Source organism: Microbacterium deminutum (assembly GCF_039530205.1).
Classification (GTDB): domain Bacteria; phylum Actinomycetota; class Actinomycetes; order Actinomycetales; family Microbacteriaceae; genus Microbacterium; species Microbacterium deminutum.
Map to the genome: position 1 here is coordinate 153,568 of NZ_BAAAOG010000005.1, position 22,434 is coordinate 176,001.

General features: G+C 71.1%; 23 protein-coding genes. 12 read left to right on the forward strand and 11 right to left on the reverse strand.

Going from position 1 to position 22,434, the window contains the following annotated elements; all coding sequences use genetic code 11:
• Positions 1-10 precede the first annotated feature (10 nt).
• Genes mobA through ABD212_RS13715 form a run of 4 tightly spaced genes read right to left on the reverse strand, consistent with a single transcriptional unit; the run spans position 11 to position 3,448 of the window.
• Positions 11-628, reverse strand: coding sequence for a molybdenum cofactor guanylyltransferase (mobA, locus tag ABD212_RS13700; protein ID WP_344095553.1), 618 nt, complete (start codon positions 626-628; stop codon positions 11-13).
• Complete coding sequence (gene moaC / locus ABD212_RS13705; RefSeq protein ID WP_344095555.1) at positions 628-1,104, reverse strand: cyclic pyranopterin monophosphate synthase MoaC; 477 nt, start codon at positions 1,102-1,104, stop codon at positions 628-630. The genes mobA and moaC overlap by 1 nt, the downstream gene beginning before the upstream one ends.
• Entirely contained in the window at positions 1,101-2,348 is a 1,248-nt protein-coding gene (locus ABD212_RS13710; RefSeq protein ID WP_344095557.1) for a molybdopterin molybdotransferase MoeA, read from the reverse strand. The genes moaC and ABD212_RS13710 overlap by 4 nt, the downstream gene beginning before the upstream one ends.
• Entirely contained in the window at positions 2,345-3,448 is a 1,104-nt protein-coding gene (locus ABD212_RS13715) for a ThiF family adenylyltransferase (protein ID WP_344095559.1), read from the reverse strand. Before ABD212_RS13715 ends, ABD212_RS13710 begins: the two co-directional genes overlap by 4 nt.
• A gap of 227 nt (positions 3,449-3,675) precedes the next feature.
• On the opposite strand from ABD212_RS13715, the gene ABD212_RS13720 reads away from it, so the two are divergent.
• The 6 genes from ABD212_RS13720 to ABD212_RS13745 all read left to right on the forward strand — a co-directional run bounded on the left by ABD212_RS13720 (position 3,676) and on the right by ABD212_RS13745 (position 9,129).
• Positions 3,676-4,068 (forward strand): TOBE domain-containing protein, encoded by a 393-nt coding sequence (locus ABD212_RS13720; protein WP_344095561.1) that lies wholly within the window; start codon positions 3,676-3,678, stop codon positions 4,066-4,068.
• Positions 4,069-4,070: 2 nt separating this feature from the next.
• Complete coding sequence (modA, locus tag ABD212_RS13725; protein ID WP_344095562.1) at positions 4,071-4,865, forward strand: molybdate ABC transporter substrate-binding protein; 795 nt, start codon at positions 4,071-4,073, stop codon at positions 4,863-4,865.
• A complete protein-coding gene (locus tag ABD212_RS13730; RefSeq protein ID WP_344095564.1) occupies positions 4,862-5,671 on the forward strand; it encodes an ABC transporter permease in 810 nt (269 codons plus the stop codon). Before modA ends, ABD212_RS13730 begins: the two co-directional genes overlap by 4 nt.
• Entirely contained in the window at positions 5,668-6,837 is a 1,170-nt protein-coding gene (locus ABD212_RS13735) for a sulfate/molybdate ABC transporter ATP-binding protein (protein WP_344095566.1), read from the forward strand. Before ABD212_RS13730 ends, ABD212_RS13735 begins: the two co-directional genes overlap by 4 nt.
• 37 nt (positions 6,838-6,874) lie before the next feature.
• Positions 6,875-7,471, forward strand: a complete 597-nt coding sequence (locus ABD212_RS13740) for a GNAT family N-acetyltransferase (RefSeq protein WP_344095568.1) — start codon at positions 6,875-6,877, stop codon at positions 7,469-7,471.
• 83 nt (positions 7,472-7,554) lie between these two features.
• On the forward strand, positions 7,555-9,129 hold the full coding sequence (locus ABD212_RS13745; protein WP_344095570.1) for an SDR family oxidoreductase: 1,575 nt from the start codon (positions 7,555-7,557) through the stop codon (positions 9,127-9,129).
• 24 nt (positions 9,130-9,153) lie between these two features.
• Here the strand turns inward: ABD212_RS13745 and cydC are convergent, their stop codons facing one another.
• Genes cydC through ABD212_RS13765 form a run of 4 tightly spaced genes read right to left on the reverse strand, consistent with a single transcriptional unit; the run spans position 9,154 to position 14,999 of the window.
• Entirely contained in the window at positions 9,154-10,830 is a 1,677-nt protein-coding gene (cydC, locus tag ABD212_RS13750) for a thiol reductant ABC exporter subunit CydC (RefSeq protein ID WP_344095572.1), read from the reverse strand.
• Positions 10,827-12,494, reverse strand: a complete 1,668-nt coding sequence (gene cydD, locus ABD212_RS13755) for a thiol reductant ABC exporter subunit CydD (protein ID WP_344095574.1) — start codon at positions 12,492-12,494, stop codon at positions 10,827-10,829. The genes cydC and cydD overlap by 4 nt, the downstream gene beginning before the upstream one ends.
• Positions 12,495-12,509: 15 nt before the next feature.
• On the reverse strand, positions 12,510-13,544 hold the full coding sequence (gene cydB, locus ABD212_RS13760) for a cytochrome d ubiquinol oxidase subunit II (protein ID WP_344095576.1): 1,035 nt from the start codon (positions 13,542-13,544) through the stop codon (positions 12,510-12,512).
• A 9-nt stretch (positions 13,545-13,553) separates the two neighbouring features.
• Complete coding sequence (locus tag ABD212_RS13765) at positions 13,554-14,999, reverse strand: cytochrome ubiquinol oxidase subunit I (RefSeq protein ID WP_344095578.1); 1,446 nt, start codon at positions 14,997-14,999, stop codon at positions 13,554-13,556.
• 224 nt (positions 15,000-15,223) lie between these two features.
• Here ABD212_RS13765 and moaA point away from each other — a divergent pair, with 224 nt between their 5' ends.
• Positions 15,224-16,336 (forward strand): GTP 3',8-cyclase MoaA, encoded by a 1,113-nt coding sequence (gene moaA, locus ABD212_RS13770; RefSeq protein ID WP_344095580.1) that lies wholly within the window; start codon positions 15,224-15,226, stop codon positions 16,334-16,336.
• Position 16,337: 1 nt separating this feature from the next.
• Complete coding sequence (gene fdhD / locus ABD212_RS13775; RefSeq protein ID WP_344095582.1) at positions 16,338-17,234, forward strand: formate dehydrogenase accessory sulfurtransferase FdhD; 897 nt, start codon at positions 16,338-16,340, stop codon at positions 17,232-17,234.
• Positions 17,235-17,237: 3 nt separating this feature from the next.
• On the opposite strand, the gene ABD212_RS13780 is transcribed toward fdhD, so the two are convergent.
• Positions 17,238-17,954 (reverse strand): potassium channel family protein, encoded by a 717-nt coding sequence (locus ABD212_RS13780; RefSeq protein WP_344095584.1) that lies wholly within the window; start codon positions 17,952-17,954, stop codon positions 17,238-17,240.
• Positions 17,955-18,167: 213 nt separating this feature from the next.
• On the opposite strand from ABD212_RS13780, the gene ABD212_RS13785 reads away from it, so the two are divergent.
• Entirely contained in the window at positions 18,168-18,995 is an 828-nt protein-coding gene (locus ABD212_RS13785; protein ID WP_344095586.1) for a serine protein kinase RIO, read from the forward strand.
• Positions 18,996-19,011: 16 nt separating this feature from the next.
• Here the strand turns inward: ABD212_RS13785 and ABD212_RS13790 are convergent, their stop codons facing one another.
• Complete coding sequence (locus ABD212_RS13790; RefSeq protein ID WP_344095588.1) at positions 19,012-19,377, reverse strand: hypothetical protein; 366 nt, start codon at positions 19,375-19,377, stop codon at positions 19,012-19,014.
• A 53-nt stretch (positions 19,378-19,430) separates the two neighbouring features.
• Between ABD212_RS13790 and ABD212_RS13795 the strand changes: the two genes are divergently transcribed.
• Complete coding sequence (locus tag ABD212_RS13795) at positions 19,431-20,372, forward strand: aminoglycoside phosphotransferase family protein (protein ID WP_344095590.1); 942 nt, start codon at positions 19,431-19,433, stop codon at positions 20,370-20,372.
• Between the two features lie 24 nt (positions 20,373-20,396).
• Here the strand turns inward: ABD212_RS13795 and ABD212_RS13800 are convergent, their stop codons facing one another.
• Positions 20,397-20,891 (reverse strand): DUF4188 domain-containing protein, encoded by a 495-nt coding sequence (locus tag ABD212_RS13800; protein ID WP_344095592.1) that lies wholly within the window; start codon positions 20,889-20,891, stop codon positions 20,397-20,399.
• Between the two features lie 70 nt (positions 20,892-20,961).
• Between ABD212_RS13800 and ABD212_RS13805 the strand changes: the two genes are divergently transcribed.
• Both ABD212_RS13805 and ABD212_RS13810 read left to right on the forward strand, forming a co-directional pair.
• Positions 20,962-21,576, forward strand: coding sequence for a MerR family transcriptional regulator (locus ABD212_RS13805; RefSeq protein WP_344095594.1), 615 nt, complete (start codon positions 20,962-20,964; stop codon positions 21,574-21,576).
• 73 nt (positions 21,577-21,649) lie between these two features.
• Positions 21,650-22,414 (forward strand): hypothetical protein, encoded by a 765-nt coding sequence (locus tag ABD212_RS13810; protein ID WP_344095596.1) that lies wholly within the window; start codon positions 21,650-21,652, stop codon positions 22,412-22,414.
• The last annotated feature ends 20 nt before the right edge of the window (positions 22,415-22,434 follow it).

The window sequence follows — 22,434 nt, forward strand, 5'->3', positions numbered from 1 at the left end:
GGCTCCAGGGTCAGGGATTCGCAGCGCGCGTGCGCGCGTGCTCCAAATCCTCCCACGTGTCGATGTCGTCGGTCAGGTCGCCGGATGCCGCGACCACCGCGATCGCAAGATCCGACACGAGCGCACGGACCGGCGCATCGCGCCCGAGGTCGGGCAGGGCCGCGGCGGCACGCCGCAGGGCCGCCACCCGGTACACGCCGGTCAGCCATTGCGGACGGCTCGACGGATCGCCGAGGCATATGCCGTCTGCGTCGCGCGGGAGGAGCGGCAGGTCGCGCGCGAGCTGGGCTACGGCGTCCGCCACCCGGGGCAGGTCGCACGCGAGCAGGAAGGTCCACGCCGGCATCCATCCCGCGCGGTCCCACTCGTCGAGCACCGCGACGGCACCGGCGACCGGCCCGCCGAACGGCGGATTCTCCTGGACCCACCCGACGTCGAGCGCGGGGTCGAGCAGCGGCGCCGCGACCGTGATCGGCCGGGCTCCGCCGTCTCGCACCGCATCGACAGCGGCAGCGAGGAGGGTGCGCCCGCCGACCTCGAAGAGGGGCTTGGGGGCGCCCCCGACGCGTGACGCACGTCCGCCGGCGAGCAGGATGGCGCCCAGTTCTGATGCCGCCTCCTGGTGCATCAGCCCTCGCCCGGGCGGCGCCAATCACCGGACTTGCCGCCGGTCTTCGCCACGATCCGGACGTTCTCGATCGACGTGCCCTTGTCGAGCGCCTTCACCATGTCGACGACGGCCAGCGCGGCCACCGACACCGCCGTGAGCGCCTCCATCTCGACGCCGGTCCGGTCGGCGGCGCGCACGGTGGCCTCGATGGAGATGCCGTCGTCCTCGATCGCCAGGTCGACGGCTGCGCCGTGCACGCCGATCACGTGGGCGAGCGGAAGCAGATCGGGCGTCCGCTTGGCAGCCTGGATGCCGGCGATCCGCGCGACCGCGAGGACATCGCCCTTCGGCACGGTGCCGTCGCGCAGTGCGGCGACGATACCTGGGGCGCAGCGCACGAAGCCTCGTGCTGTCGCCGCACGGACGGTCGGCTGCTTCAGCGTGACGTCCACCATGCGCGCGTGGCCGGCGTCGTCCAGGTGAGTGAAGCTCATGAGATCAGCATGACATCGACGAGGTCGCCCGCGGCGACGGCCTCGACGTCGGCGGGGATCACGGCGTACGCCTCGGCGCGCCCGAGGCCGCCGGCGAGGTGCGAGCCGCCCGTCGTGGCCGGCAGGGCCTGCCAGGCACCGGGGTCCGAGCGGTCGATGACCACGGGCAGGTACTGTGCGCGGCCGACGGGCGTGCGCCATCCCGCCCCCGTCGCGAGCCGGATCACCGGCCGACCGTGGTCGGTCCGGCCCTGCATCCGCATCAGCGCCGGCCGCACGAAGACCTCGAACGACACCGCCGCGCTGACCGGATTGCCGGGGAGCCCGAACAGCAGCGTCCCGGCGTCCGTCACTCCGAATCCCTGCGGCTTGCCCGGCTGCATCCGCACCTTCGTGAAGGCCATGCGGTCGGCGAGCGTTCCCTTCACCACCTCGTACGCGCCCGCACTCACCCCACCCGAGAACACGACGACGTCTGCGCCCAGCAGCTCCGCCTCGGCGATCGCGCGGGGAGGGCCGTCGCCATCGTCGGGCACGGTCGTGCGGAACACGAGTTCGGCGCCCGCCTCGGCGACGAGCCCGGCGAGGAGCTCGCTGTTGGACTCCGGGATCTGTCCTCGCCGAAGCGGCGCACCCGGCGGGACGAGCTCGGATCCGGTCGAGACGACCGCGACCCGGGGGAGGCGGGCGACGACGACCTCGGCCACTCCGGCCGCTGCCGCAGCTGCGGCCTGCAGTGGTCCGAGCAGGGTTCCCGCGGCGAGCACCTCGTCGCCCGCGACGAGATCTCCGCCCCTCCGCCGGATGTGGACGCCGGGCGGCCGCGGTGCGCGCACGACGGTGATCCGGCCGAGCGACTCCGCCAGGCCCCCGACCGTGTCCTCGAAGGGAACCACCGCGGTCGCGTCGGTCGGGGTGGGCGAGCCGGTCATGATCCGGGCCGCCTCGCCGCTCGCCAGCGACGGGTCGTCCTGGGTCCCTGCGGGCAGATCGGCGACGACGGTGAGCGTGACGGGCGACTCGGGCGACGCCGCCGCCACATCCTCGAACCGCACCGCGAAGCCGTCCATCGCCGAGTTGTCGAAAACCGGGATGTCGACCTGCGCCGTCACCGGTTCGCGCAGCGTGCGACCGCGCGCCGCCGAGACGGGCACGGCGAACGCGTCCAGCAGCCTCACGGCCTCCAGGATGCCGGCGAGATGCTCGTCGATCGAGACGAGGTCATCGCCCGCACCCGCGGTCATCCGGCCGTCCGCGGCAGGGACGAGACATCCCAGGCATCCATCCCGCCGGTGAGGACGGATGCCTCGATCCCCGCCTGCTCCAGCGCCCGGGCCGCGCGGAGAGCGCGCGCGCCGACTTTGCAGACCACGACGACGGGTCCGGCTCCCGCTCGTGCGGGATCCGCCAGGATGTCGGCGAGCGGGATCGTGCGGGCGCCGGGGAGCACGCCCAGCGCCGTCTCGTGCGGCTCGCGCACGTCGAGGAGCGTCGCGCCGTCGGCCTGGGCGGCGAGCGCGGCGGCAAGATCGATGTGGGCGATCGCGGCGGCGTGCGCCCGTGGGTCGTGCACGGGGGCGCCGGCGCGCAAGGCCACCTCGTCCGTGCGTCCGCGCAGGGCGTCGATGACGAGCACCCGGCCGAGCAGCGGATCGCCGATCCCGGTCACGAGCTTGATGGTCTCGGTGGCGAGGATCGCGCCGACCTGCAGGCACAGTGCGCCGAGCACTCCGACCTGCTCACAGGTCGGCACCTCGCCGACGCTTTCGGGCGGGTACAGGTCGGCGAGTCGCACGGCGGGGATCCCGGCCGGGGGCTCCGACCAGAACACCGTCGCCTGGGCGTAGAACTCCTGGATCACGCCCCACACCAGCGGAACCCCGAGGTCCTCGCAGGCCGAGGCGACGGCCTCACGCGTCTCGAACGTGTCCGTGCCGTCGATGACGACGTCCGCGCCGACGAGCAGCTCCCGCGCGTTGTCCGCGCTGAGCCACGCCTTCCTGGCGTGGACCACGGTCCGCGGCGAGAGGTCGCCGGCGACGCGCACGGCGGAATCGACCTTCGGAGTGCCGACATCCCCTCGTCGATGCATGACCTGTCGCTGGAGATTGGATGCCTCGACGTCGTCGTCGTCGATGATCGTCAGGGTGCCGACGCCGGCGGCGGCGAGCGCGAGCACCACGGCGGATCCGAGGCCGCCCGCACCGACGACCGCGACGTGCGCGGCGGCGAGCCGGCGCTGGCCGAGCTCGCCGAAGCCGGCGAGCGCGGTATGCCGCGCCGTGCGGGCGCGCTCGTCCTCGTCGAGCGCGTCGACGGGTTCGACGAGCGGCGGAAGCGACATGCGTCCAGGCTACGACCCGTTCGGCGCCTTGGCGCGAGATCCGTCTCGCGCCGCCCGCGACCTCCGGAGGTGCGCGGCGCTGGGGAGGGTCGTTGCGCGGGGACGGGGCCTCCCGTCGCCGCAGCCCCTCCGCCCACCGGAGGAACGCGCGAGGCGCTCACACCCGACTCCGCACGTGCGGCGGATACCCCGCCAAATGCGCGCAACTGCGGTGATATCGTGCATCCATGCCCACCTACAAGATCGCGGAGGCGGCCCGGCTGCTCGGCGTGAGCGATGACACCGTGCGCCGCTGGATCGACGGAGGAACCCTCCCGACGACGGGCGCATCGCCGGCCGAGATCCCGGGCGACGCCCTCGCAACGCGTGCCGTCGAGCTGGCGTCCTCCCCGCGCGACCCGAGCGATGTCCTCTCGAGCGCGCGCAACCGGTTCGTCGGGATCGTCACGAACGTCCAGGTGGACGGCGTCATGGCGCAGGTCGACATCCAGGCGGGTCCGCACAGGGTGGTCTCACTCATGTCCGCAGAGGCGGTGCGCGATCTCGCGCTTGAGGTCGGCGCCCTCGCGGTCGCCGTCGTCAAAGCCACCTCGGTCATCGTCGAGACGACGAAGGACTGATCGTGCGTCGTACCCTCTTCACAGCTGCCCTGCTGGTGGCGGCGCTCTCGTTCGCCGGCTGCTCGTCGCCCACCGACGCCGGCGCGGGAACCACCCCGACACCCACGGCGACGGTCTCCGACCTGAGCGGCGACCTCACCATCTACGCGGCGGCCTCGCTCGGCAAGGCGTTCGACGAGCTGGCGATGAAATTCGAGCAGGAGAACCCCGGGGTGACCGTCAAGCCCATCGTCTACGACGGGTCGAGCACGCTGGCGACCCAGCTCATCGAAGGGGCGCCTGCGGATGTGTTCGCGTCCGCCGATCAGAAGAACATGCAGAAGGTCGTCGACGCGAAGCTCGCCGCCGACCCCGAGCGGTTCGCCTCCAACACGCTCGTCATCGCCATGCCGAAGGGCAATCCCGGCAAGGTCACCAGCCTGCAGGATCTCACCAGCCCCGACCTCACCGTCGTGCTGTGCGCTCCCGAGGTGCCGTGCGGCGCGGCATCCAAGACCCTGCTGGCCGATCAGGGCGTGACGGTGACGCCGGCCAGTCTCGAGCAGAACGTGACCGCCGTGCTGACGAAGGTCGCCGCCGGGGACGCCGATGCGGGACTGGTCTACGCGACGGACGTGCTCGGCAACGACGACGTGGAGTCGATCGTGCCCACCGGTGCGCAAGACGTCGTCAACCACTACCCGATCGTCTCGCTGACGGATGCCGCCAACCCCGACGCGGCCGCCGCCTTCGTCGACTACGTGCTCAGCGACGAGGGTCAGCAGGTGCTCGCGGGACTGGGCTTCGGAGCCCCGTGACATCACGCCGCGCTGTCGGCGGCTTCGTCCCGCAGGTGCTCGCGATTCCCGCGGTCGTCGGGCTCGCGCTGCTCATCCTTCCGCTGGTCGCGCTCGTCTCCCGGGTGAACTGGTCGACGCTCTGGCACGACATCACCGCGCCGGCGTCGCTGGCCGCGCTCGGCCTGTCGCTCGAGACGGGCCTGATCGCCACAGCGCTCTGCGTGGTGCTCGGTGTGCCGCTCGCTCTCGCGATCGCGCGCATGCGCGACCGCCCCGCTGCGGTCCTGCGTGCCCTGGTCACGGTGCCGCTCGTCCTTCCGCCGATGGTCGGGGGCGTGGCGCTGCTGTTCCTGTTCGGGCGCACCAGCTGGCTCGGGCAGCTGTTCGCCCAGTTCGGCTTCCGGGTGCCCTTCACCACCAGCGCCGTCGTGCTCGCGCAGGCCTTCGTCGCGATGCCCTTCCTCGTGCTCGCGCTCGAGGCGTCGCTTCGCACGACCGGCGTCGGATACGAGCAGACCGCGGCGGCGCTCGGCGCGCCGCGCTGGACGATCCTGTGGCGGGTGACCCTGCCGCTCGCGGCGCCGGGGCTGATCGCGGGCGTCATCCTGTGCTTCGCCCGCGCGATCGGAGAGTTCGGCGCGACCGCGCTGTTCGCAGGAAACGCCCCCGGCGTGACGCAGACGATGCCCCTCGCGATCTACACCGCCTTCAACGGCGCCGGGGTCTCGCAGGGCACCGCGGTCGCCCTGTCGCTCCTGCTGCTCGTGACTGCTGTGACGGTGCTGCTGCTGGTGCGCGCCTGGCGTCCTGGCGCCGTGCGATGAAGGATGTCGAGGGCGGCCGGGCGGGGGAGCCCGATCGCGCAGGAACCCCCGAGTCGGGTCGCGCCGAGGCGACGGGGCTGGATGTCGACATCCTCGTCGAGCGCGACGGGTTCCGCCTCGAGGCGGCCATCGCGACGGCCCGCCGCGAGATCGTCGCGGTGATGGGCCCCAGCGGGGCGGGCAAGTCGACGCTGCTGGCCGCCATCGCGGGGCTCGTCCACCCGGACTCGGGACGCGTCCGGGTGCGCGGCGTCGAGGTCACGGGCCCGAGGATCCAGGTGCCGCCCGCCAGGCGGGGAATCGTGCTGCTCGGCCAGGAGTCGAGGCTCTTTCCGCACATGGACGTGCGCACCAACGTCGCATTCGGGCTGCGCGCCCGCGGGATCGATCGCGCGAGTGCGACTGCCACGGCCGACGACTGGCTGGCGCGCGTGGGTCTGCCCAAGACCGGGAGCCTGCGCCCCGCGGTGCTCTCGGGCGGCCAGCAGCAGCGGGTCGCCCTGGCACGGGCCCTCGCGACCGAGCCTTCGGCCCTGCTGCTGGACGAACCCCTGACATCCCTCGACCCCGAGACGGCCGACGGGATCCGGGCCGTGCTCGGCGCCCAGCTCGCGGGAGCGGACACGACGACGGTCATCGTGACCCACGACGCCGTCGACGCAGCGGCGCTCGCACGTCGGCTCGTGGTCATCGAGGACGGCCGCGTCACGCAGGATGCCGTCGTGCGGGACGTCTTCCGGGCCCCGGCCACACCCTTCGCCGCGACGATCGCCGGGGTCAATCGCATCGTCGGGGTCGCGCGCGACGGCCTCTGGACGGGCGGCGATCCGGTGGTCTCGCTCGCGGCGGGGGACGCGGCATCCCGGATCGCGCTCTCGCGCGACGCGGCACGCGTCACCGCCGTCTTCCCCCCGTCGGCGGTGCGGCTGACCCGCGCCGACGGCCCGGCCGATCCGCGGGCGGACGGGTCCCCCGTGCCGGGTGAGTGGACCGCCCGGGTGCAGCGGCTGGAACAGACCCCGTCGGGTGTCCGCGTGCACACTGTCGAGCCGGCCGTGGCCGCGGACCTGACTCCCGACGCGGTCACCTCGCTCTCGCTGGGGCCCGGAGCCGCCGTGCGGCTCGCGGTCGCCGCAGCCGACGTCCGGATCAATGCGATCGAGTGAACGGCGGGACGTCACCGACGACTTGTACACTCGGCGAATGACTCGCATCCGCCGCTTCCAGCCCGGGGACGAGCCTGCGCTCGCCGAGATCTGCGTGCTGACGGCGGATGCCGGAGGCGATGCGACCGGCATCCTCGACGACGACGAGCTCTGGGCGCAGATCTTCGTGCTGCCGTACGTCGCACGTCACCCCGATCTGGCGTTCGTGGTCGAAGGGGACGACGGCCGCGTGGTCGGCTACATCGTGGGCACGCCCGACACGCAGGCGTTCGAGGACTGGTTCCACGACGAGTGGTGGCCGGAGCGCGGCGAGCCCTGGCCGCTGCCCGACGTCGAGCAGTCCCGGCAGGACGGCCTCCTGATCTACGCCTATTCGCGTCGGGCCGGCGCAGAGCCGTACGGCGCCGAATATCCGGCCCATCTGCACATCGACCTGCTCCCCGAGGCGCAGGGTCAGAGCTGGGGTCGCCGGCTGATCCAGACCCTCGTCGTCGCGCTGCGGGAGCAGGGCGTGCCGGGGCTGCATCTCGTCGCCGCGTCCGAGAACACCGGCGCGGTGGCGTTCTACCCGCGCGTGGGCTTCACGGCGATCCCGTCGCACCCCGGCGTGCAGGCGTTCGCGCGGACGCTGTAGCACCGCGCCACCGAAGGCACCCAGCTACGCGGGCTCTCGTCAAGCCCTGCGGCCCGCGGATGCCGCGCGCGTAGCCTCCGAGGATGGATGACGTTTCCGCGCCCACCGGCCGCGAGCCCGAGCTGACCGCAGTGCCGCGCCCGGACGGCACCGAGCCGTGGGCCGTGGTCTTCGGCGGGACGGGCTACATCGGCGGCCGGCTCGTGCCGCGTCTGCTCGCCGCCGGCTATCGCGTGCGCCTGCTGACACGCGAGCCGGCACGCATCCCCGCGTTCCCGTGGGGGAGTCTCGTCGAGGCGGTGCAGGGCGACGCCGCGGACCCCGGTCCGGTAGCGGACGCCCTCGCGGACGCGGACGTCGTGTACTACCTCGTCCACTCCATGTCGGCCGGGAAGGGATTCGAAGAGGCCGACAGCCGCGCAGCCGAGAACGTCGCGCAGGCGGCGGCCGCGGCATCCGTCGGTCGCATCGTCTACCTCGGCGGGCTGCATCCCGACGGCGTCGCGCTGTCGCCGCACCTGCGATCGCGCGTGCAGGTCGGTGAGCTGTTCCTGCGGTCCGGCGTCCCGACGCTGGTGCTGCAGGCGGGGGTCGTGATCGGGTCGGGTTCGGCGTCGTTCGAGATGGTTCGCCACCTCACCGATGTGCTGCCGTACATGCCCGCCCCTCGGTGGGTGCGAAACCGCATCCAGCCGATCGCCGTGCGGGACGTGCTGCACTATCTGCTGGGAGCCGCGCGCGTGCCCGCCGACGTCAACCGGGCGGTCGACATCGGCGGACCGGACGTGCTGCGCTACGGGCAGATGATGAACGGCTACGCCGTCGAGGCCGGATTGCCGCAGCGGCCGATCGCGGCGCTGCCGGTGCTCACACCCCGGCTCGCCTCGCTCTGGGTGAACCTGGTCACGCCCATCCCCTCGGCGATCGCGAGACCTCTGGTCGAGTCGCTGCAGAACGAATGCGTGATCAAGGATCACGACATCGACGCGCTGATCCCGCCGCCGGCCGAAGGACTCACGCCGTACCGGCGCGCGGTCGCCCTGGCGCTCGGGCGCGTGCGCGACGACGACGTCGAGACGAGCTGGCTGGATGCCGAGGTGCTCGGCGTCCCCAGCGAAGCGCTGCCGAGCGATCCGGACTGGGCAGGCAAGACGGCCTTCACCGACACGAGGATGGCCTTCACGACCGCGCCACCCGCTCGGCTGTGGCGGGTCATCGAGGGGATCGGCGGCGAGAACGGCTGGTACTCCTCGCCCCTCCTGTGGGCGGCCCGCGGCTGGATGGATCGCCTGGTCGGCGGGATCGGCCTCGCCCGCGGCCGGCGCAGCCGCGCGAGACTCGAGGTCGGCGACGCGCTGGACTTCTGGCGCGTGGAGGCCATCGAGCGCGGCTCGTTCCTGCGCCTGCGCGCCGAGATGAGGGTGCCTGGTCTGGCGTGGCTGGAGCTGCGGGCATCGCGGCACGGCGAGGGGTCGCGCTACGACCAGCGCGCCGTCTTCTTCCCGCGCGGGCTCGGCGGCCGACTGTACTGGCTCGCGGTGCTTCCCTTCCACGGGTTCATCTTCCGCGGCATGGCGAACCGGATCGCGGCGACGGCCGAAGCCGAGGAGGTCGAGGTCGCCACGCCTCCGGCGCCCGCCGCGGCCGCCGCGCCCTGATCCGCCGGCGCGCAGTCATGGGGCTCAGGCGACGAGCCGTCCGTCGTGGAGCCGCAGCGTCCTGTCGACGAGCTCTTCGGGCACCGTGACATGCGAGATCAGCACGACCGCCTGATCAGGGCCGACCGCCGACAGCAGGTCGGTGAGAAGGGCATCGGATGCCTCCGGGTCGACGCCTGCGGTCGGCTCGTCGAGCACCAGCACGGGAAAGCCCCGCAGCAGCGCGCGCGCGAGCGCGATGCGCTGCGCCTGGCCGCCCGACACGAGCGCGCCGCGCTCGCCTACCCGTGAGCCCAGGCCGCCGCGCTCCCGCAGCCACGGACCGAGGCCGACCCGCTCGAGCGCGGACTCCAGGTCTGCATCGGACGCCGAGTCCCTCGCGAAGAGCAGGTTCTGCCGGATGTCCTCGTCGAAGAGCATCGGCCGCTGCTCGCACAGACCGACCGTGAGCCGTACGTCGTCGTTCGCGAGGTCGTGCACGGAGTGTCCGCCGACGTCGTACGCGCCGTCCGTCTCGAGGAACCGCACGAGTGCGTGGGCAAGCGTGGACTTCCCGGAACCGCTCGAGCCGACGACGAGCACGCGTTCACCGGGACGGATGTCGAGATCGATGTCGCGGAGAGCGGCATCCATCGATCCCGGCCAGCGCACCGACGCACCCCGGAGCGCGAGTCCGTCTCCGAGCGGAGGAGCATCGCCGGTCGCGGCGATGCCATCGGCCACCACGCCGTCGGGAACCCCGGTGGGCACCGACTCGGCGATGCGCTGGGCAGACGCCCTGACCTGGCGCCAGGCCGAAGCCGCCATCGGCACCGATGCGAAGACCTCGAATACGGCCATCGGGACGAGGACCACGACCGCGAGCAGCGGTCCGTCCAGTGCGCCGGATGCCGTGGCCGGCGCGCTCGAGAGCACGGCGGCGATGGATGCCGCGCCGGCGAGAACGGAGACCACGGCGACGGTGCCCGCCTGGGCATCGGCCCGGCGCAGCACGGCCCGGCGGAGGTCGGCGTCGGCGTCGGCGATCGCCCGGCGGCTCTGCGCTTCCGCGCCATAGGCGATCAGCACGTCGACGCTGCCGAAATGATCGAGCACGGCATCCGCCACCCTTGCCCGCAGCGGAGCGATCGCGCGCTCCGCACGACCGCCCGCCGCCCAGCCCCACAGCGCGGCGACGACACCCGCCATCACGAGGCACCCGAGCAGGGTCAGCGCCGCGGGCCACCAGATGATCGCGATGAAGCCGACCGCGGCGAGGGCGACCGTGGCGGACGAGACCAGAGGCTGCACGACGCGCAGCGGAAGGTTCTGCAGGTCGTCGACGTCGTCCACGAGGGCGCCGAGCACCGAGCCGCGACGTGTGCGCATGAGTCCGTCGGGTGCGAGGGGCACCAGTCGCCGGACCAGCGACGCGCGCGTGGTCGCGAGCCGGCGGAGGGCCGCATCATGCCCCGCGATCCGCTCGAGGTAGCGGAAGCTCGCCCGCGACAGGGCGAAGAACCGCACGCCGACGACAGCCGCCGACAGGTAGAGCACGGGGGGCTGCTCGCTCGCGCGGACGATGAGCCAGGCGCTGACGGCGAGCAGCGCCACCGCGGATCCCTCGGCCGCGAACCCCGCCGCGAGAGCCGGCCAGAACCGTCGCCCGGGCGGCAGCGCCGCGTGCAGCACCGAACGCGCCGATGCCGCAGCAGCGCTCACAGGATCACCTCGCTCGGTTCGAGACGCACGACCACGTCTGCGATCGCACGCGAACTCGTCCGGTGCGAGATGAGGAGCACTGAAGCCCCGGCATCCGCGATCTCGCGCAGCGACCCCCACAGCCGGCCCTCGGTCTCGGGATCGAGGGCGGAGCTCGGCTCGTCGAGCGCGACCACCGTCGCGAATCCGCGCAGGTGGCGGTACAGCGCGCGGGCGACGGCCACGCGCTGGGCTTGACCTCCCGACAGGCCGGCTCCCTGGACGCCGAGTTGGGTGTGCACGTCGAGATCGTCCGCGCATGCCAGCGCCAGCGCCTGGCGTGCGAGCGCGGCCTGAGGGGCCGGATCACCCAGCGCCACGTTGTCGCCGATCGTTCCGGCGACGAGCCCGGGCTGCTGGCCCGCCCACGCGAGCCAATCGGCGGGTGGGAGTTCCGAGACGCTGCGCCCTCGGTAGATCGCGCTTCCCTCGAACGCAGCCGCGCCACGGAGGGCCGCGAAGATGCTGGACTTGCCGGCCCCGCTCGGTCCCTCGATGAGCGTGACGGTGCCGGGTCGGGACACGAGCGAGATCGGCGGGAGGCTGTCGCCTCCGCGATGAACGCGGAGGTCGTCGAGCACGAGTTCGTCGGGTCCGGCATCATGCGCCCCGAGGTCCGGCGTCGTGCGAGTCGGTTGCGCGCTCAGTGCGCCGTGCGCGGCATCCAGCACGTCGAAGATGTCGTCGGTGGCCGCGATGCCCTCCGCCGCCGCATGGAACTGCACGCCGACCTGACGGATCGGCAGGTAGGCCTCGGGGGCGAGCAGCAGGACGAACAGCCCGACGCCGAGTGCGAGCGATCCGTCGAGCAGCCGGAAGCCGATCGACACCGCGACGATCGCGACCGAGATGCTGGCGAGGAACTCCAGCGCGAATCCCGAGAGGAACGACACCCGCAGGACTCGCATCGTCTCGCGGCGGTATCCGCCGGTGACCGTTTCGATGGATGCCGCAGCCCGATGCTGCCGGCCGAACACCTTGAGGGTGGCGAGCCCCTCGACGGTGTCGGCGAAGCGCGCCGCGAGACGCTGCAGCGTCTGCCACTGGCGCTGCTGCACCGAGCGCGTGGCCATGCCGATCAGCACCATGAACAGCGGGATCAGCGGGAGGGTGAGCAGCACCGTCAAGCCCGAGAGCCAGTCCTGCCACCACATGACGGCGAGGATCAGCGGCGTCGCGATCACCGTCTGGACGAGCTGCGGCAGGTAGCGGCCGAAGTACGCCTCGAGTGCTTCCAGGCCCCGGCCGGCGGTGATCGCGAGTGCGGCGGAGTTCCGGCTGCCGAGCCAGTCCGGCCCGAGCCGGCCGATCGCCCCGATCAGCGCCGTCCGCAGCTCGGCCTGCACCCGGGCGGCCGCGCGCGCGGCGACCGCGTCGCGCGTCCACAGCAGCACCGCGCGCCCGGCGACCACGGCCGCCAGCGCGGCGAGCGTGGCGGCGAGTTCGGCCGGCGGCATCCCGCCGATCGCCCCGACGATCGCGCGCGTGAGCAGCCACGCGAACCCGATGATGACCGCCGTCTGTCCGAGGCTGACGGCGGCGATCGCGACGAAGAAGCCGCGCGACGCCTGCGCGTACCGCAGCAGTCGCGGGTCGACGGGTGGGGTGCGGTCCCTTTCACCCATGGTGCGGATGCCGCATCAGTGGGCGACGGATGCCGCGGCCTTCTCGATCCGGGTCCGGGAGACGCGCTTGCGGAAGATCCAGTAGGTCCAGCCCTGGTACAGCAGCACGAGCGGAAGGAAGATCACCGCAGCCCACGTCATGATCGTGAGCGTGTAGTGCGTGCTGGACGCGTTCTCGATCGTCAGGCTGAAGTCCGGATTCGTCGAGGACGGCATGACGTTCGGGAACAGGGCGAACCAGAGCGTGAGCACGGCGGCGACGATGGTGGCGGCGCCGAAGCCGAACGCCCAGCCCTCGCGGTCGCGAAGGTTGAAGACGATCGACATCACGAGGCAGATCGCGGCGACGGCGGCAGTCGCGATGACCCACGCCATCGCCGGCGCGCCGTGTCCGGCGGCGATGAAGATCGTCCAGATCAGGAACGCGGCGGCGACGACCACCGTCGCGTACCCGGCACGCCGCGCGAGCCGACGAGCGTCGTCGTGCACCTGGCCGTCGGTCTTGAGGGCGACGAAGTAGACCCCATGGGTGAAGAACAGCAGGAGTGTCGTCAGGCCGCCGAGCAGGCCGTACGGGTTCAGCAGCGTGAGCAGCGACCCGGTGAACTCGTGATCGGCATCGATCGGCACGCCCTGCACGATGTTCGCGACGGCCACGCCCCACAGCAGTGCCGGCACCGCCGAGCCGATCACGATCATCGTGTCGAAGCCGCGCTTCCACCGCAGGCCGTCACGCTGATGTCGGTACTCGAACGAGACGCCGCGGAGGATGAGCGCGAGCAGGATCAGCAGGAGCGCCAGGTAGAACCCGCTGAACAGGGTCGCGTACCACTCCGGGAACGCGGCGAACAGACAGGCCCCGGCGACGATCACCCACGTCTCGTTGAGATCCCAGACGGGACCGATGGTGTTGATGATCTGCCGGCGACTGACGTCGTCGTGGCCGAGGAAGGGGAGCGACATCCCCACCCCGAAATCGAAGCCGTCGAGGACGAAGTAGCCGACGAAGAGGATTCCGACGATCCAGAACCAGACGTATGCGAGATCCATGGCGTCCTCCTAGTAGACCGTCGTCGGGGTGTCTTCGACCGCTTGAGGTCGCGCCTCGCGCTCGTCGGGTCCCGGCAGCGGATCCGGACCCTTCTTCGACGTGCGGACGATGAGGCCGACCTCGACGATGGCCAGTGCCGCGTAGATCGCCGTGAACGAGACCAGCGATATGAGCACCGTCCACCCGGGCACGCTCGGCGAAACGCCGTCCTGCGTGAGCATGAGGCTGAAGACGATCCAGGGCTGGCGGCCCATCTCGGTGAAGATCCAGCCGACGAGGATCGCGAGGAGGGATGCCGGCCATGCCCAGATCGCCAGACGCCAGGCCCACATCGGAACCTCGCGCTTCGCGTTCCTGCGCGTGAGCCACAGTCCGACGACGGCGGTGAGGGCTGCGAGGGCGCCGAGCCCGATCATCCAGCGGAACGCCCAATACGTGACCCAGATGACCGGTGAGAAGCTGCCGCCGACCTGGTCGGCGAACTGCGGGAACATCTGGGTCGTGTAGAGCGCGTTCAGGTCGTTGATCCCCTCGACGCACCCGTCGAACGAGTGCGTCGACAGGAGCGCCAGCAGGTACGGCACGCGGATCGAGAACAGCTCGCTGGTGCCGTCGGGGGTGCCGAGTGTGAAGATCGAGAACGAGGCATCCGGTCCGCAGGCGGTGTTGAAGAGGGCCTCAGCCGCGGCCATCTTCATCGGCTGCGTCTGCACCATGACCAGACTCAGCTGGTCGCCCGAGAGGAAGACGCCCGCGAACGCGATCAGCATTCCCCAGAGGCCGTAGCGCAGTGCCGGCCGCATCATCTCGACGTTCTGCCGCCGTGCGAGCTGCCACGCCGCGACCGAGATGATGACCCCCGACGTCATCATGAAGGCCGCGAACAGCGTGTGAGGCAGCGCGGCGAGGGCCACCGGGTTCGTGAGCACCTTGCCGAAATCGGCCATCTCGGCGCGGGACCCGTCCTGGGCCATGCGATAGCCGACCGGGTTCTGCATGAAGGCGTTCGCGGCCAGGATGAAGTAGGCCGAGAACCACGCGCCGATCGTCGCGATCCAGATGCTCGCAAGGTGCAGGCCACGGGGGAGCTTGTCCCATCCGAAGATCCACAGACCGATGAAGGTGGCCTCGAAGAAGAAGGCCATCAGCCCCTCGAAGGCGAGCGGAGCGCCGAACACGTCGCCCACGAACCGCGAATAGGACGACCAGTTCATGCCGAACTGGAACTCCTGCACGATGCCCGTGACCACGCCCATCGCGAAGTTGATCAGGAAGATCTTGCCGAAGAAGCGGGTGAGATGCAGCCATTTCAGGTTGCCGGTGCGGTACCAGGCCGTCTGGAAGATCGAGACCGTCAGCGCCATGCCGAGCGTCAGCGGAACGAAGAGGAAGTGGTAGAGGGTCGTCAGACCGAACTGCCAGCGGGCGAGGAGCAGAGGGTCGAGCCAATCCACAATGCGTCTCCGATCGTCATGGGCCTCTATGGTCTGACCACACGCTAGCACGTGGTCTGACCACATGATTCCGGACTTTCGCAATCCCCCAAGACAAAGATTCCCAGAAATACCGTCGTTCCGCGACGGGGTCGGCTCATGAGGGTCCGACCATGCCGACCGCGTGCCCGCCACCGCGGTTAGGCTCATGGCATGGACACGAGAGCGACGAGGGACGCGCGCGAATGAGCGCGGTGCCGGTGGCGATCGGGGTGCGGATGCCGCGGCTCGACGCGGCGGCGGACGCCCTGGCGCTCGCGCGGCACCAGGCATCCTTCGACCTGCCCGGCTCGGCGCTCGTCGACACGCACGGTCGCGTGCACCGCGACCTGCGCATCTCGCTGACGGATCGGTGCTCGTTGCGCTGCACGTACTGCATGCCCGAGCAGGGCAACGAATGGCTCGCGAAGTCGAGCATCCTGACGCTCGACGAGATCGAGCGCGTGGCGCGCGTCGCCGCCGCCGACAGCATCACGACGTTCCGCCTGACCGGCGGTGAGCCGCTGCTGCGCGCCGACATCGTCGAGGTCGTCCGGCGGCTGAACGGGATCGCCGGGCCGGACGGCGAGCCGGTCGAGCTGGCCATGACCACCAACGGCATCCGACTGCCCGAACTGCTGCCGGGTCTCGTCGACGCCGGACTGACACGGCTCAACATCTCGCTCGACACCCTGCGGCGCGACCGCTTCCGCGACCTCACGCGTCGGGATCGCCTGGATGATGTGCTCGCCGGGATCGCTGCGGCCGCGGCATCCGATCTTCGTCCTCTGAAGCTCAACGCGGTCGCGATGCGCGGCGTCAACGACGACGAGCTCGTGGACCTCGTGTCCTTCGCCGTCGACCACGACGCGGAGCTGCGGTTCATCGAGCAGATGCCGCTGGATGCCGGCCACACCTGGGATCGATCGAGGATGGTCACGCGCGACGAGATCCTCGCGGCGCTGTCGGCGCGCTGGACCCTCGCCCCGGTGCCCGGGCGCGGCGGAGCGCCGGCAGAGCGGTGGACGCTGGACGGCGGTCCCCGCACGGTCGGAGTCATCGCGTCGGTCACTGCGCCCTTCTGCGGCGACTGCGACCGCCTGCGGCTGACCGCCGACGGCCAGCTGCGCAACTGCCTGTTCTCGACGACCGAGTACGACCTGCTGCCGGCGCTGCGGGGGGGCGACCACCTCGAAGCGACCGATCGCGCGATCGACCGGATGCTGCGCGCCTGCGTCCGCGGCAAGCTTCCCGGTCACGCGATCAACGACCCCTCGTTCCTGCAGCCTGCGCGTGGCATGAACGCGATCGGGGGGTGACATGGGCCGGATCACCACCCGACGCCCCATCGTGAAGATCACGATCGGGGGTGAGGACCACCGTCGCAGCGACACGCTCGCCGTCGAGGAGCCCCTCGAGATCAGGGTCGGTGGCGTACCGCTGGCGGTCACGATGCGCACGCCGGGCAACGATGTCGAGCTGGCCGCGGGGTTCCTCGTGTCCGAGGGGGTGATCTCCCGCGGCGAGCAGTTCCGGTCGGCGATCCACTGCGGCGGGCCCGGTACCGGTGGCCGGTCCCTCGGCTCGGGCGCGGCCGCCATCGGCCTGTTCGACGCGGTGGACGGCAACACCTACAACGTCCTCGATGTGACACTGGCCCCCGGCGTCGCGCCGCCGGATCCGGGCCTCGCGCGCAGCTTCTACACGACGAGTTCGTGCGGCCTCTGCGGCAAGGCCTCGATCGACGCCGTCGAGACCGTGTCGGCGTACGAGGTCGCCTCGGACGACATGAGTCTGGATGCCGCGACCCTCGCCGGTTTCCCGGACGCGCTGCGCGCTCAGCAGGCCGTGTTCGACAAGACCGGCGGGCTGCACGCGGCGGCCCTCTTCGATGCGGCGACCGGGGAGCTCCTCGTGATCCGCGAGGATGTCGGCCGCCACAACGCGGTCGACAAGGTCGTCGGGTGGGCGGCTCTGGCCGACCGCCTCCCGCTGCGGGGAACCGTGCTGCAGGTGTCGGGACGGGCGAGCTTCGAACTCGTGCAGAAGGCGGTGATGGCCGGCATCCCCATGCTCGCCGCGGTCTCGGCGCCGTCGTCGCTCGCGGTCGAGCTCGCCGAGGCGTCGGGCTTGACGCTCGTCGGGTTCCTCCGGGGCCAGTCGATGAACGTCTACTCGCGCGCCGATCGCCTGCTGACCGCCGCTGCCGTCACCTAGCCGCTATCTCGCGCCGGAGAGGTCGGTGATCATGCGCTTGAGCTCGGCGACCTCGTCGCGCAGTCGCTCGACCTGGTCCTCGGTGGCGGCCGACTTGCTCGTCTCGTCCGAGACGCGCTCGACGATCCAAGAGGCGAGTGTCGCCGTGATGACGCCGATGAGAGTGATTCCGCCGATCATCAAGCCGATCGCGACGGCGCGGCCCGTCGGTGTGACGGGATAGAAGTCGCCGTAGCCGACGGTCGTGATCGTCACGAAGGCCCACCAGACGGCGTTCCCGAACGTCTTGATGTTGCCGACATCCCGTTCCGCATCGAAGACGGCAAGGCCCGCGATCACGATGATGAGGATCGTCGACCCGATCGTGAAGAGGATCACCCTGCCGCGGAGGATGCCGCCGGCCCCGCGCTGGATGATCGCGATGATGGCCAGGAACCGCATGAGGCGCAGCGGCCGCAGCATCGGCAGCAGGACGATCGCGAGGTCGAGGAGATGTCGGTAGAACCATCGCCATCGGTGTTTCGTGATGACCAGGCGCGTCGCGTAGTCGACGACGAACACCGCCCACGCCGCCCAGATGATGCCTTCGGCGAGGATCTCGAACGAGCCCGTGAGGCGGGCGAGGATCTCGAGCGCGTACGCGGCGAAGAACACCAGAGCCGTGATCGTCAGCGGCCACTCCATCGCACGGTCCCATTTGGCGAGTCTTTCCCCATACATGCGGTGATTATGGCAGTCCGGATGCCGCCTGAGCGGTGGCGGCTGTCACCCGCATCCCAGTGGCGCTAGAGTATGGGCACTGACCCGACGAACCGAGACGAGAGGAGGAGCATGATGGCCGACTTTGTGGCGCGCTCTGCCCGCCCCCTTCTCTCCGAGGTCACCACAACCCGCTAGCACACCGGTGACCTCCTGTCCTGGAGCTCACCCCGCATGGCACTCGATCGCTTCGATCCCCTCGCATCCACCCTCGACTTCGCGCTCGACGAGCCGGGTCCCGATCAGCGCTGGTCCACCTGGCCGGCCACGATCCCCTCCGAACGCGGCCCGCGGCCGCACCCCGGCTGGCTCGTCACGGCCGCCGCCGCCTTCGATACCGAGCTCGGCATCATCAAGACCGGCAAGGAGGCCGATGTGTTCCTCATCGAGCGCGCCGTGCCCGGCGCCGAGGGCTGCATTCTCGCGGCGAAGCGCTATCGTGACCCCGGGCACTCCGACTTCCACCGCTCCGGGCGTTACGAGGAGGGCCGGCGCATCCGCAACTCACGGGATGCGCGGGCGGTGGAGCGCAAGTCCTCGCACGGCCGTGCGGTCGCCGCCGGACACTGGGCGCTGAACGAATTCGGCGCGCTCTGCCGAGCATGGGATGCCGGCATCCCGGTGCCCTATCCGGTGCAGGTCAACGGCACCGAGGTGCTGATGGAGTTCGTCGGCGAGGGCCGCGTGGCCGCGCCCCGACTCGCACAGACTCGGCTGCACGGCGATGAGCTCGCCGATCTGCTCGGCCAGGTGGTCGCGATCCTCGCCGGGTTCGCGCGCGCCGGCTTCGCACACGGCGATCTGTCGGCCTACAACCTGCTGGTGCACGACGGACGGCTCGTGGTGATCGACCTTCCGCAGATCGTCGACATCGCCGCGAATCCTGCCGGGCTCGACTTCCTCCATCGGGACATCGTCAACGTCTGCACATGGTTCGCGCGCCGGGGTCTTCGAACCGACGCCGAGGACGTCTTCGCCGAACTGGTCGCCCAGCTGTGGTGAGCGCCGGTGCCGTGGATCAGAAGACGAAGAGCTGACCGAGGATGATGACGGCGATGACGAAGAGGATGACGACGGCGGCGACGATGATGACCGTCCGCGCCGACATCCTCGCAACGGCGAAGCCGACGAGGAACGGCAGCGCGATCAGCATGATCGCGACGATCCACCAGAACGCGACGTACCCGCCCGTGGTGGCATCCGAGAGGCGTCCGCCGAACAGCTGCTGCGTCGCCGGATGGGTCGCATACTTGATCGCCGCCGACGCCGGCACCGCGATGAAGACGAAGATGATCAGACCGATGAGTGCGCCCCAGAGCCCCGGGCTGCCGCCTCCGCTCAGTACGCCGCCGTGCATTTCCTCAGGGTGCTGTTCACGTGCCATGGCCATGACTCTAGTGGGATGCCGCGATCGGCACCCGGATCCGGGGTCATGACATGAGGATGCACGACGACCAGCTCGAGATCGACGACGACGCCGTTCGCCGGCTGATCGCCGACCAGTTCCCGCAGTGGGGTCGCGAGCGTGTCGAGCGCCTCCACGGCAGCGGCACGGTCAATGCGATCTTCCGGATCGGACCCGGCCTCACGGCGAGGTTCCCGCTCAACGAGCGCGAACCCGCCGCCGCGGAGAACTGGCTGCGGCAGGAGGCATCCGCCTTCGACGAACTGGCCGACTGCATACCCTTCGCCGCGCCCAGGCATGCGGCTTTCGGACGAGCGGGCGAAGGCTATCCGCTGCCGTGGGCGGTGCAGACGTGGGTCGAGGGCGAGATCGCGACGCCCGACGGCATGGCCGACTCGGCTGCCTTCGCCAACGACCTGGTCGAGCTCATCCGGGCGATGCGCAGTGCCGACCGCCGAGGCCGGACGTTCGGCGGAGCCGGCCGGGGCGGCGACCTGCGCGCACACGACGAGTGGGTCGCCACGTGCGTCCGGGAGAGCGCGGCGGATTTCGATGCCGAGCGGCTCGCCGCGCTGTGGGATGGATTTCGCGCACTGCCCCGCACCGGCGAAGACGTCATGGTCCACGGCGACCTGATCCCCGCGAACCTGCTCGTGCACGAGGGACGCCTGGCCGGAGTGCTCGACGGCGGCGGATTCGGACCCGCCGATCCGGCCCTCGAGCTCGTCTGCGCGTGGCACCTGCTCGACCCGGGCGCGCGAGCGGTGCTGCGGACCGGGCTCGACGTCGATGACGTGCAGTGGGTGCGGGGAGCGGCCTGGGCGTTCGTGCAGGCGATGGGTCTCGGATGGTACTACCGCGACTCAGACCCGGTGATGAGCGCGCTGGGTCTGAGCACCGTCGGGCGGATCGTGACGGATGCCGAGATCGCCGACAGGGCGCGTGCCGCCGGCCGGACCGCCGGACGCTCGTGATCGACCTCGGCGGCCGGTGAGGCCTCAGCCGGCGACCGCCGAGGTCCGTCCGTCGGCCATCCTCGTCCGTGCCCGGTCGTGGTGACGCTCGATCGGCACCACCTCGGTCGCGGCGGCGAGGCCCATCGGGCGCGTCGAGCCGTAGATGGTCTCGGCCCGCTCGACGAGGAAGGTCTCATGCCAGATCCCGACGGCTCCCGGCGCGCTGCGGGCGGCCTTGTTGAATCGCTGCCACGCGGGGCGGTGCTCCTGCGCGGGATTGGAGGCGTACGCGTAGAGCTTCTCGGCCGATGACCAGTACTGCACGACATACGGCCCGCCGCGTCCCAAGAGCAGCGCGTATCCAAGGAGGCCGGACTCGGGGTCGAGGCTCAGCTCGCGGAGCATCCGCGGCATCGCGCCGAGGACCGGCAGCCACAGGTCGGGCCGCCATGGCTTGTTGATCTGCATGCCGATATGGAAGACGACCAGCTCGCCGTCGTATCGGTGGGTCATGCGTCCCGCGATCACTGTGCCCATTGCGACCCTCCCTTGGATAGCGCTGCTATCTATTCTGGATAGCGCTACTATCCAATGTCAAGGGGAGTGCATGCGAATCTCAGAATTGTCGGCCGCCACCGGGGTCTCGGTGCCCACGATCAAGTACTACCTCCGCGAGGGACTCCTGTTCGAGGGCGTGCGCACCTCGCCGACCCAGGCGGACTACGCCGATGAGCACGTCCGCCGGCTGCGCGTCATCCGCGCGCTGATCGACTCGGGCGTGAGCATCGCGGAGACACGCGGCGTCGTCCGCGCGCTCGAGGACCCGCCGCCCAGTCCGCACGATCTGCTGGGCGCGGCCCACGCGGCGGTGACAGCGCATTTCGACGAGGACGTCGACGTCTCGGCGGCCGAGCCGCTCGTCAGGCGGCTCGGGTGGCAGCCGGGGATCTGCGATCCGGATGTCGTCGCCGGGGTCGCACGCGCGCTGCAGGCCTTCGACAGGGCCGGCTTCGACATCCCGGTCGACGTCATGACGGCCTATCTCGATTCCGTCAGCCTGATCGCCGAGGCCGAGGTGGCCGGCGTCCCGACCGATTCGCCGGATGCCGCGGTCCGGTACGTCGTGCTGGGTTCCGTGCTCGTCGAGCCGCTGCTGCTCGCGCTGCGCCGCGTGGCGCAGCAGGTCGCGTCCGCACGGCGGTTCGGGGTCAGCGCGAGCTGAGCCGATTCCGCCCGGCGGCACCCCGCGCGGCAACGGGTGGCAGGCGCGCTCTGGACTGCGCGATGATCGAGACGTGTACATGGCCCTTCCGTCGAGCACCCCGGCTGAAGACGGCGAACCCCGGGGCGAGACGTACGGGGCCGTCATCCTGGCCGCCGAGGATCTCGCGGATAGGGACGTGCGCGAGGTGCTGCGCGGCATCCGCTTCACCGGGTGGATGGCTCCGCCGCAGGACGGCCGGATCGTGATCCTGGGCGACCCCGGAGACGGCGTCATCGCAGACGGTCGCCGCGGCGTGATCGAGGTCGGCGGCCTGCTGGCCGCCGAGGCGCGAGGCCGGGTGCTCGCGGTGCGGGTTCGGCAGGACCGGCAGCTCGGGATCGTGGCATGGCGCCACGGCGAAGAGCTGGGGCGCTACTGCAGCGATCCGTCGCGCGAGCCCACGGCCGATGACGACGTTCTCGCTGCGCCGTTCGGCGTCGAGATCGCCGAGGGGCTCGCCGAGCTGTCCGATCGAGCCGATGCCGCAGAACAGCTCACGGAGCTGCTCGAGGAGGAACTCGATCCGGAGAGCGTGTACGAGTCGGAGCGGCTGCGTTCCGTGCTGCGGCTGCTGGGTCTTCCCACCTGGATCGTCGCAGCGGGCGCGCTGCCCCACGACATCCCGACCGGCCCGAAGGCGGCGGAGCTCACCCGCCTGCGCGGCGGAGCGACCGGGATATCGAGTGTCGCCGTGGGCAGGGCGCTGCGCGCAGTCCGGCGACGGCAGCACCCGCCGGCGGTGATCGCCGATCCTCCGAAGGGCGGCGGTGCGCGATTCGAGGAGTGGATGTTCTGAGCCTCGCGTCGGTGTCGGGT

Excerpts from the sequence above, each read along its gene's own strand:
- mobA (WP_344095553.1), bottom strand. The coding sequence starts at position 628 with ATGCACCAGGAGGCGGCATCAGAACTGGGCGCCATCCTGCTCGCCGGC.
- moaC (WP_344095555.1), bottom strand. The coding sequence starts at position 1,104 with ATGAGCTTCACTCACCTGGACGACGCCGGCCACGCGCGCATGGTGGAC.
- ABD212_RS13710 (WP_344095557.1), bottom strand. The coding sequence starts at position 2,348 with ATGACCGCGGGTGCGGGCGATGACCTCGTCTCGATCGACGAGCATCTC.
- ABD212_RS13715 (WP_344095559.1), bottom strand. The coding sequence starts at position 3,448 with ATGTCGCTTCCGCCGCTCGTCGAACCCGTCGACGCGCTCGACGAGGAC.
- ABD212_RS13720 (WP_344095561.1), top strand. The coding sequence starts at position 3,676 with ATGCCCACCTACAAGATCGCGGAGGCGGCCCGGCTGCTCGGCGTGAGC.
- ABD212_RS13735 (WP_344095566.1), top strand. The coding sequence starts at position 5,668 with ATGAAGGATGTCGAGGGCGGCCGGGCGGGGGAGCCCGATCGCGCAGGA.
- ABD212_RS13740 (WP_344095568.1), top strand. The coding sequence starts at position 6,875 with ATGACTCGCATCCGCCGCTTCCAGCCCGGGGACGAGCCTGCGCTCGCC.
- ABD212_RS13745 (WP_344095570.1), top strand. The coding sequence starts at position 7,555 with ATGGATGACGTTTCCGCGCCCACCGGCCGCGAGCCCGAGCTGACCGCA.
- cydD (WP_344095574.1), bottom strand. The coding sequence starts at position 12,494 with ATGGGTGAAAGGGACCGCACCCCACCCGTCGACCCGCGACTGCTGCGG.
- cydB (WP_344095576.1), bottom strand. The coding sequence starts at position 13,544 with ATGGATCTCGCATACGTCTGGTTCTGGATCGTCGGAATCCTCTTCGTC.
- moaA (WP_344095580.1), top strand. The coding sequence starts at position 15,224 with ATGAGCGCGGTGCCGGTGGCGATCGGGGTGCGGATGCCGCGGCTCGAC.
- fdhD (WP_344095582.1), top strand. The coding sequence starts at position 16,338 with ATGGGCCGGATCACCACCCGACGCCCCATCGTGAAGATCACGATCGGG.
- ABD212_RS13780 (WP_344095584.1), bottom strand. The coding sequence starts at position 17,954 with ATGTATGGGGAAAGACTCGCCAAATGGGACCGTGCGATGGAGTGGCCG.
- ABD212_RS13785 (WP_344095586.1), top strand. The coding sequence starts at position 18,168 with ATGGCACTCGATCGCTTCGATCCCCTCGCATCCACCCTCGACTTCGCG.
- ABD212_RS13790 (WP_344095588.1), bottom strand. The coding sequence starts at position 19,377 with ATGGCACGTGAACAGCACCCTGAGGAAATGCACGGCGGCGTACTGAGC.
- ABD212_RS13795 (WP_344095590.1), top strand. The coding sequence starts at position 19,431 with ATGAGGATGCACGACGACCAGCTCGAGATCGACGACGACGCCGTTCGC.
- ABD212_RS13800 (WP_344095592.1), bottom strand. The coding sequence starts at position 20,891 with ATGGGCACAGTGATCGCGGGACGCATGACCCACCGATACGACGGCGAG.
- ABD212_RS13805 (WP_344095594.1), top strand. The coding sequence starts at position 20,962 with ATGCGAATCTCAGAATTGTCGGCCGCCACCGGGGTCTCGGTGCCCACG.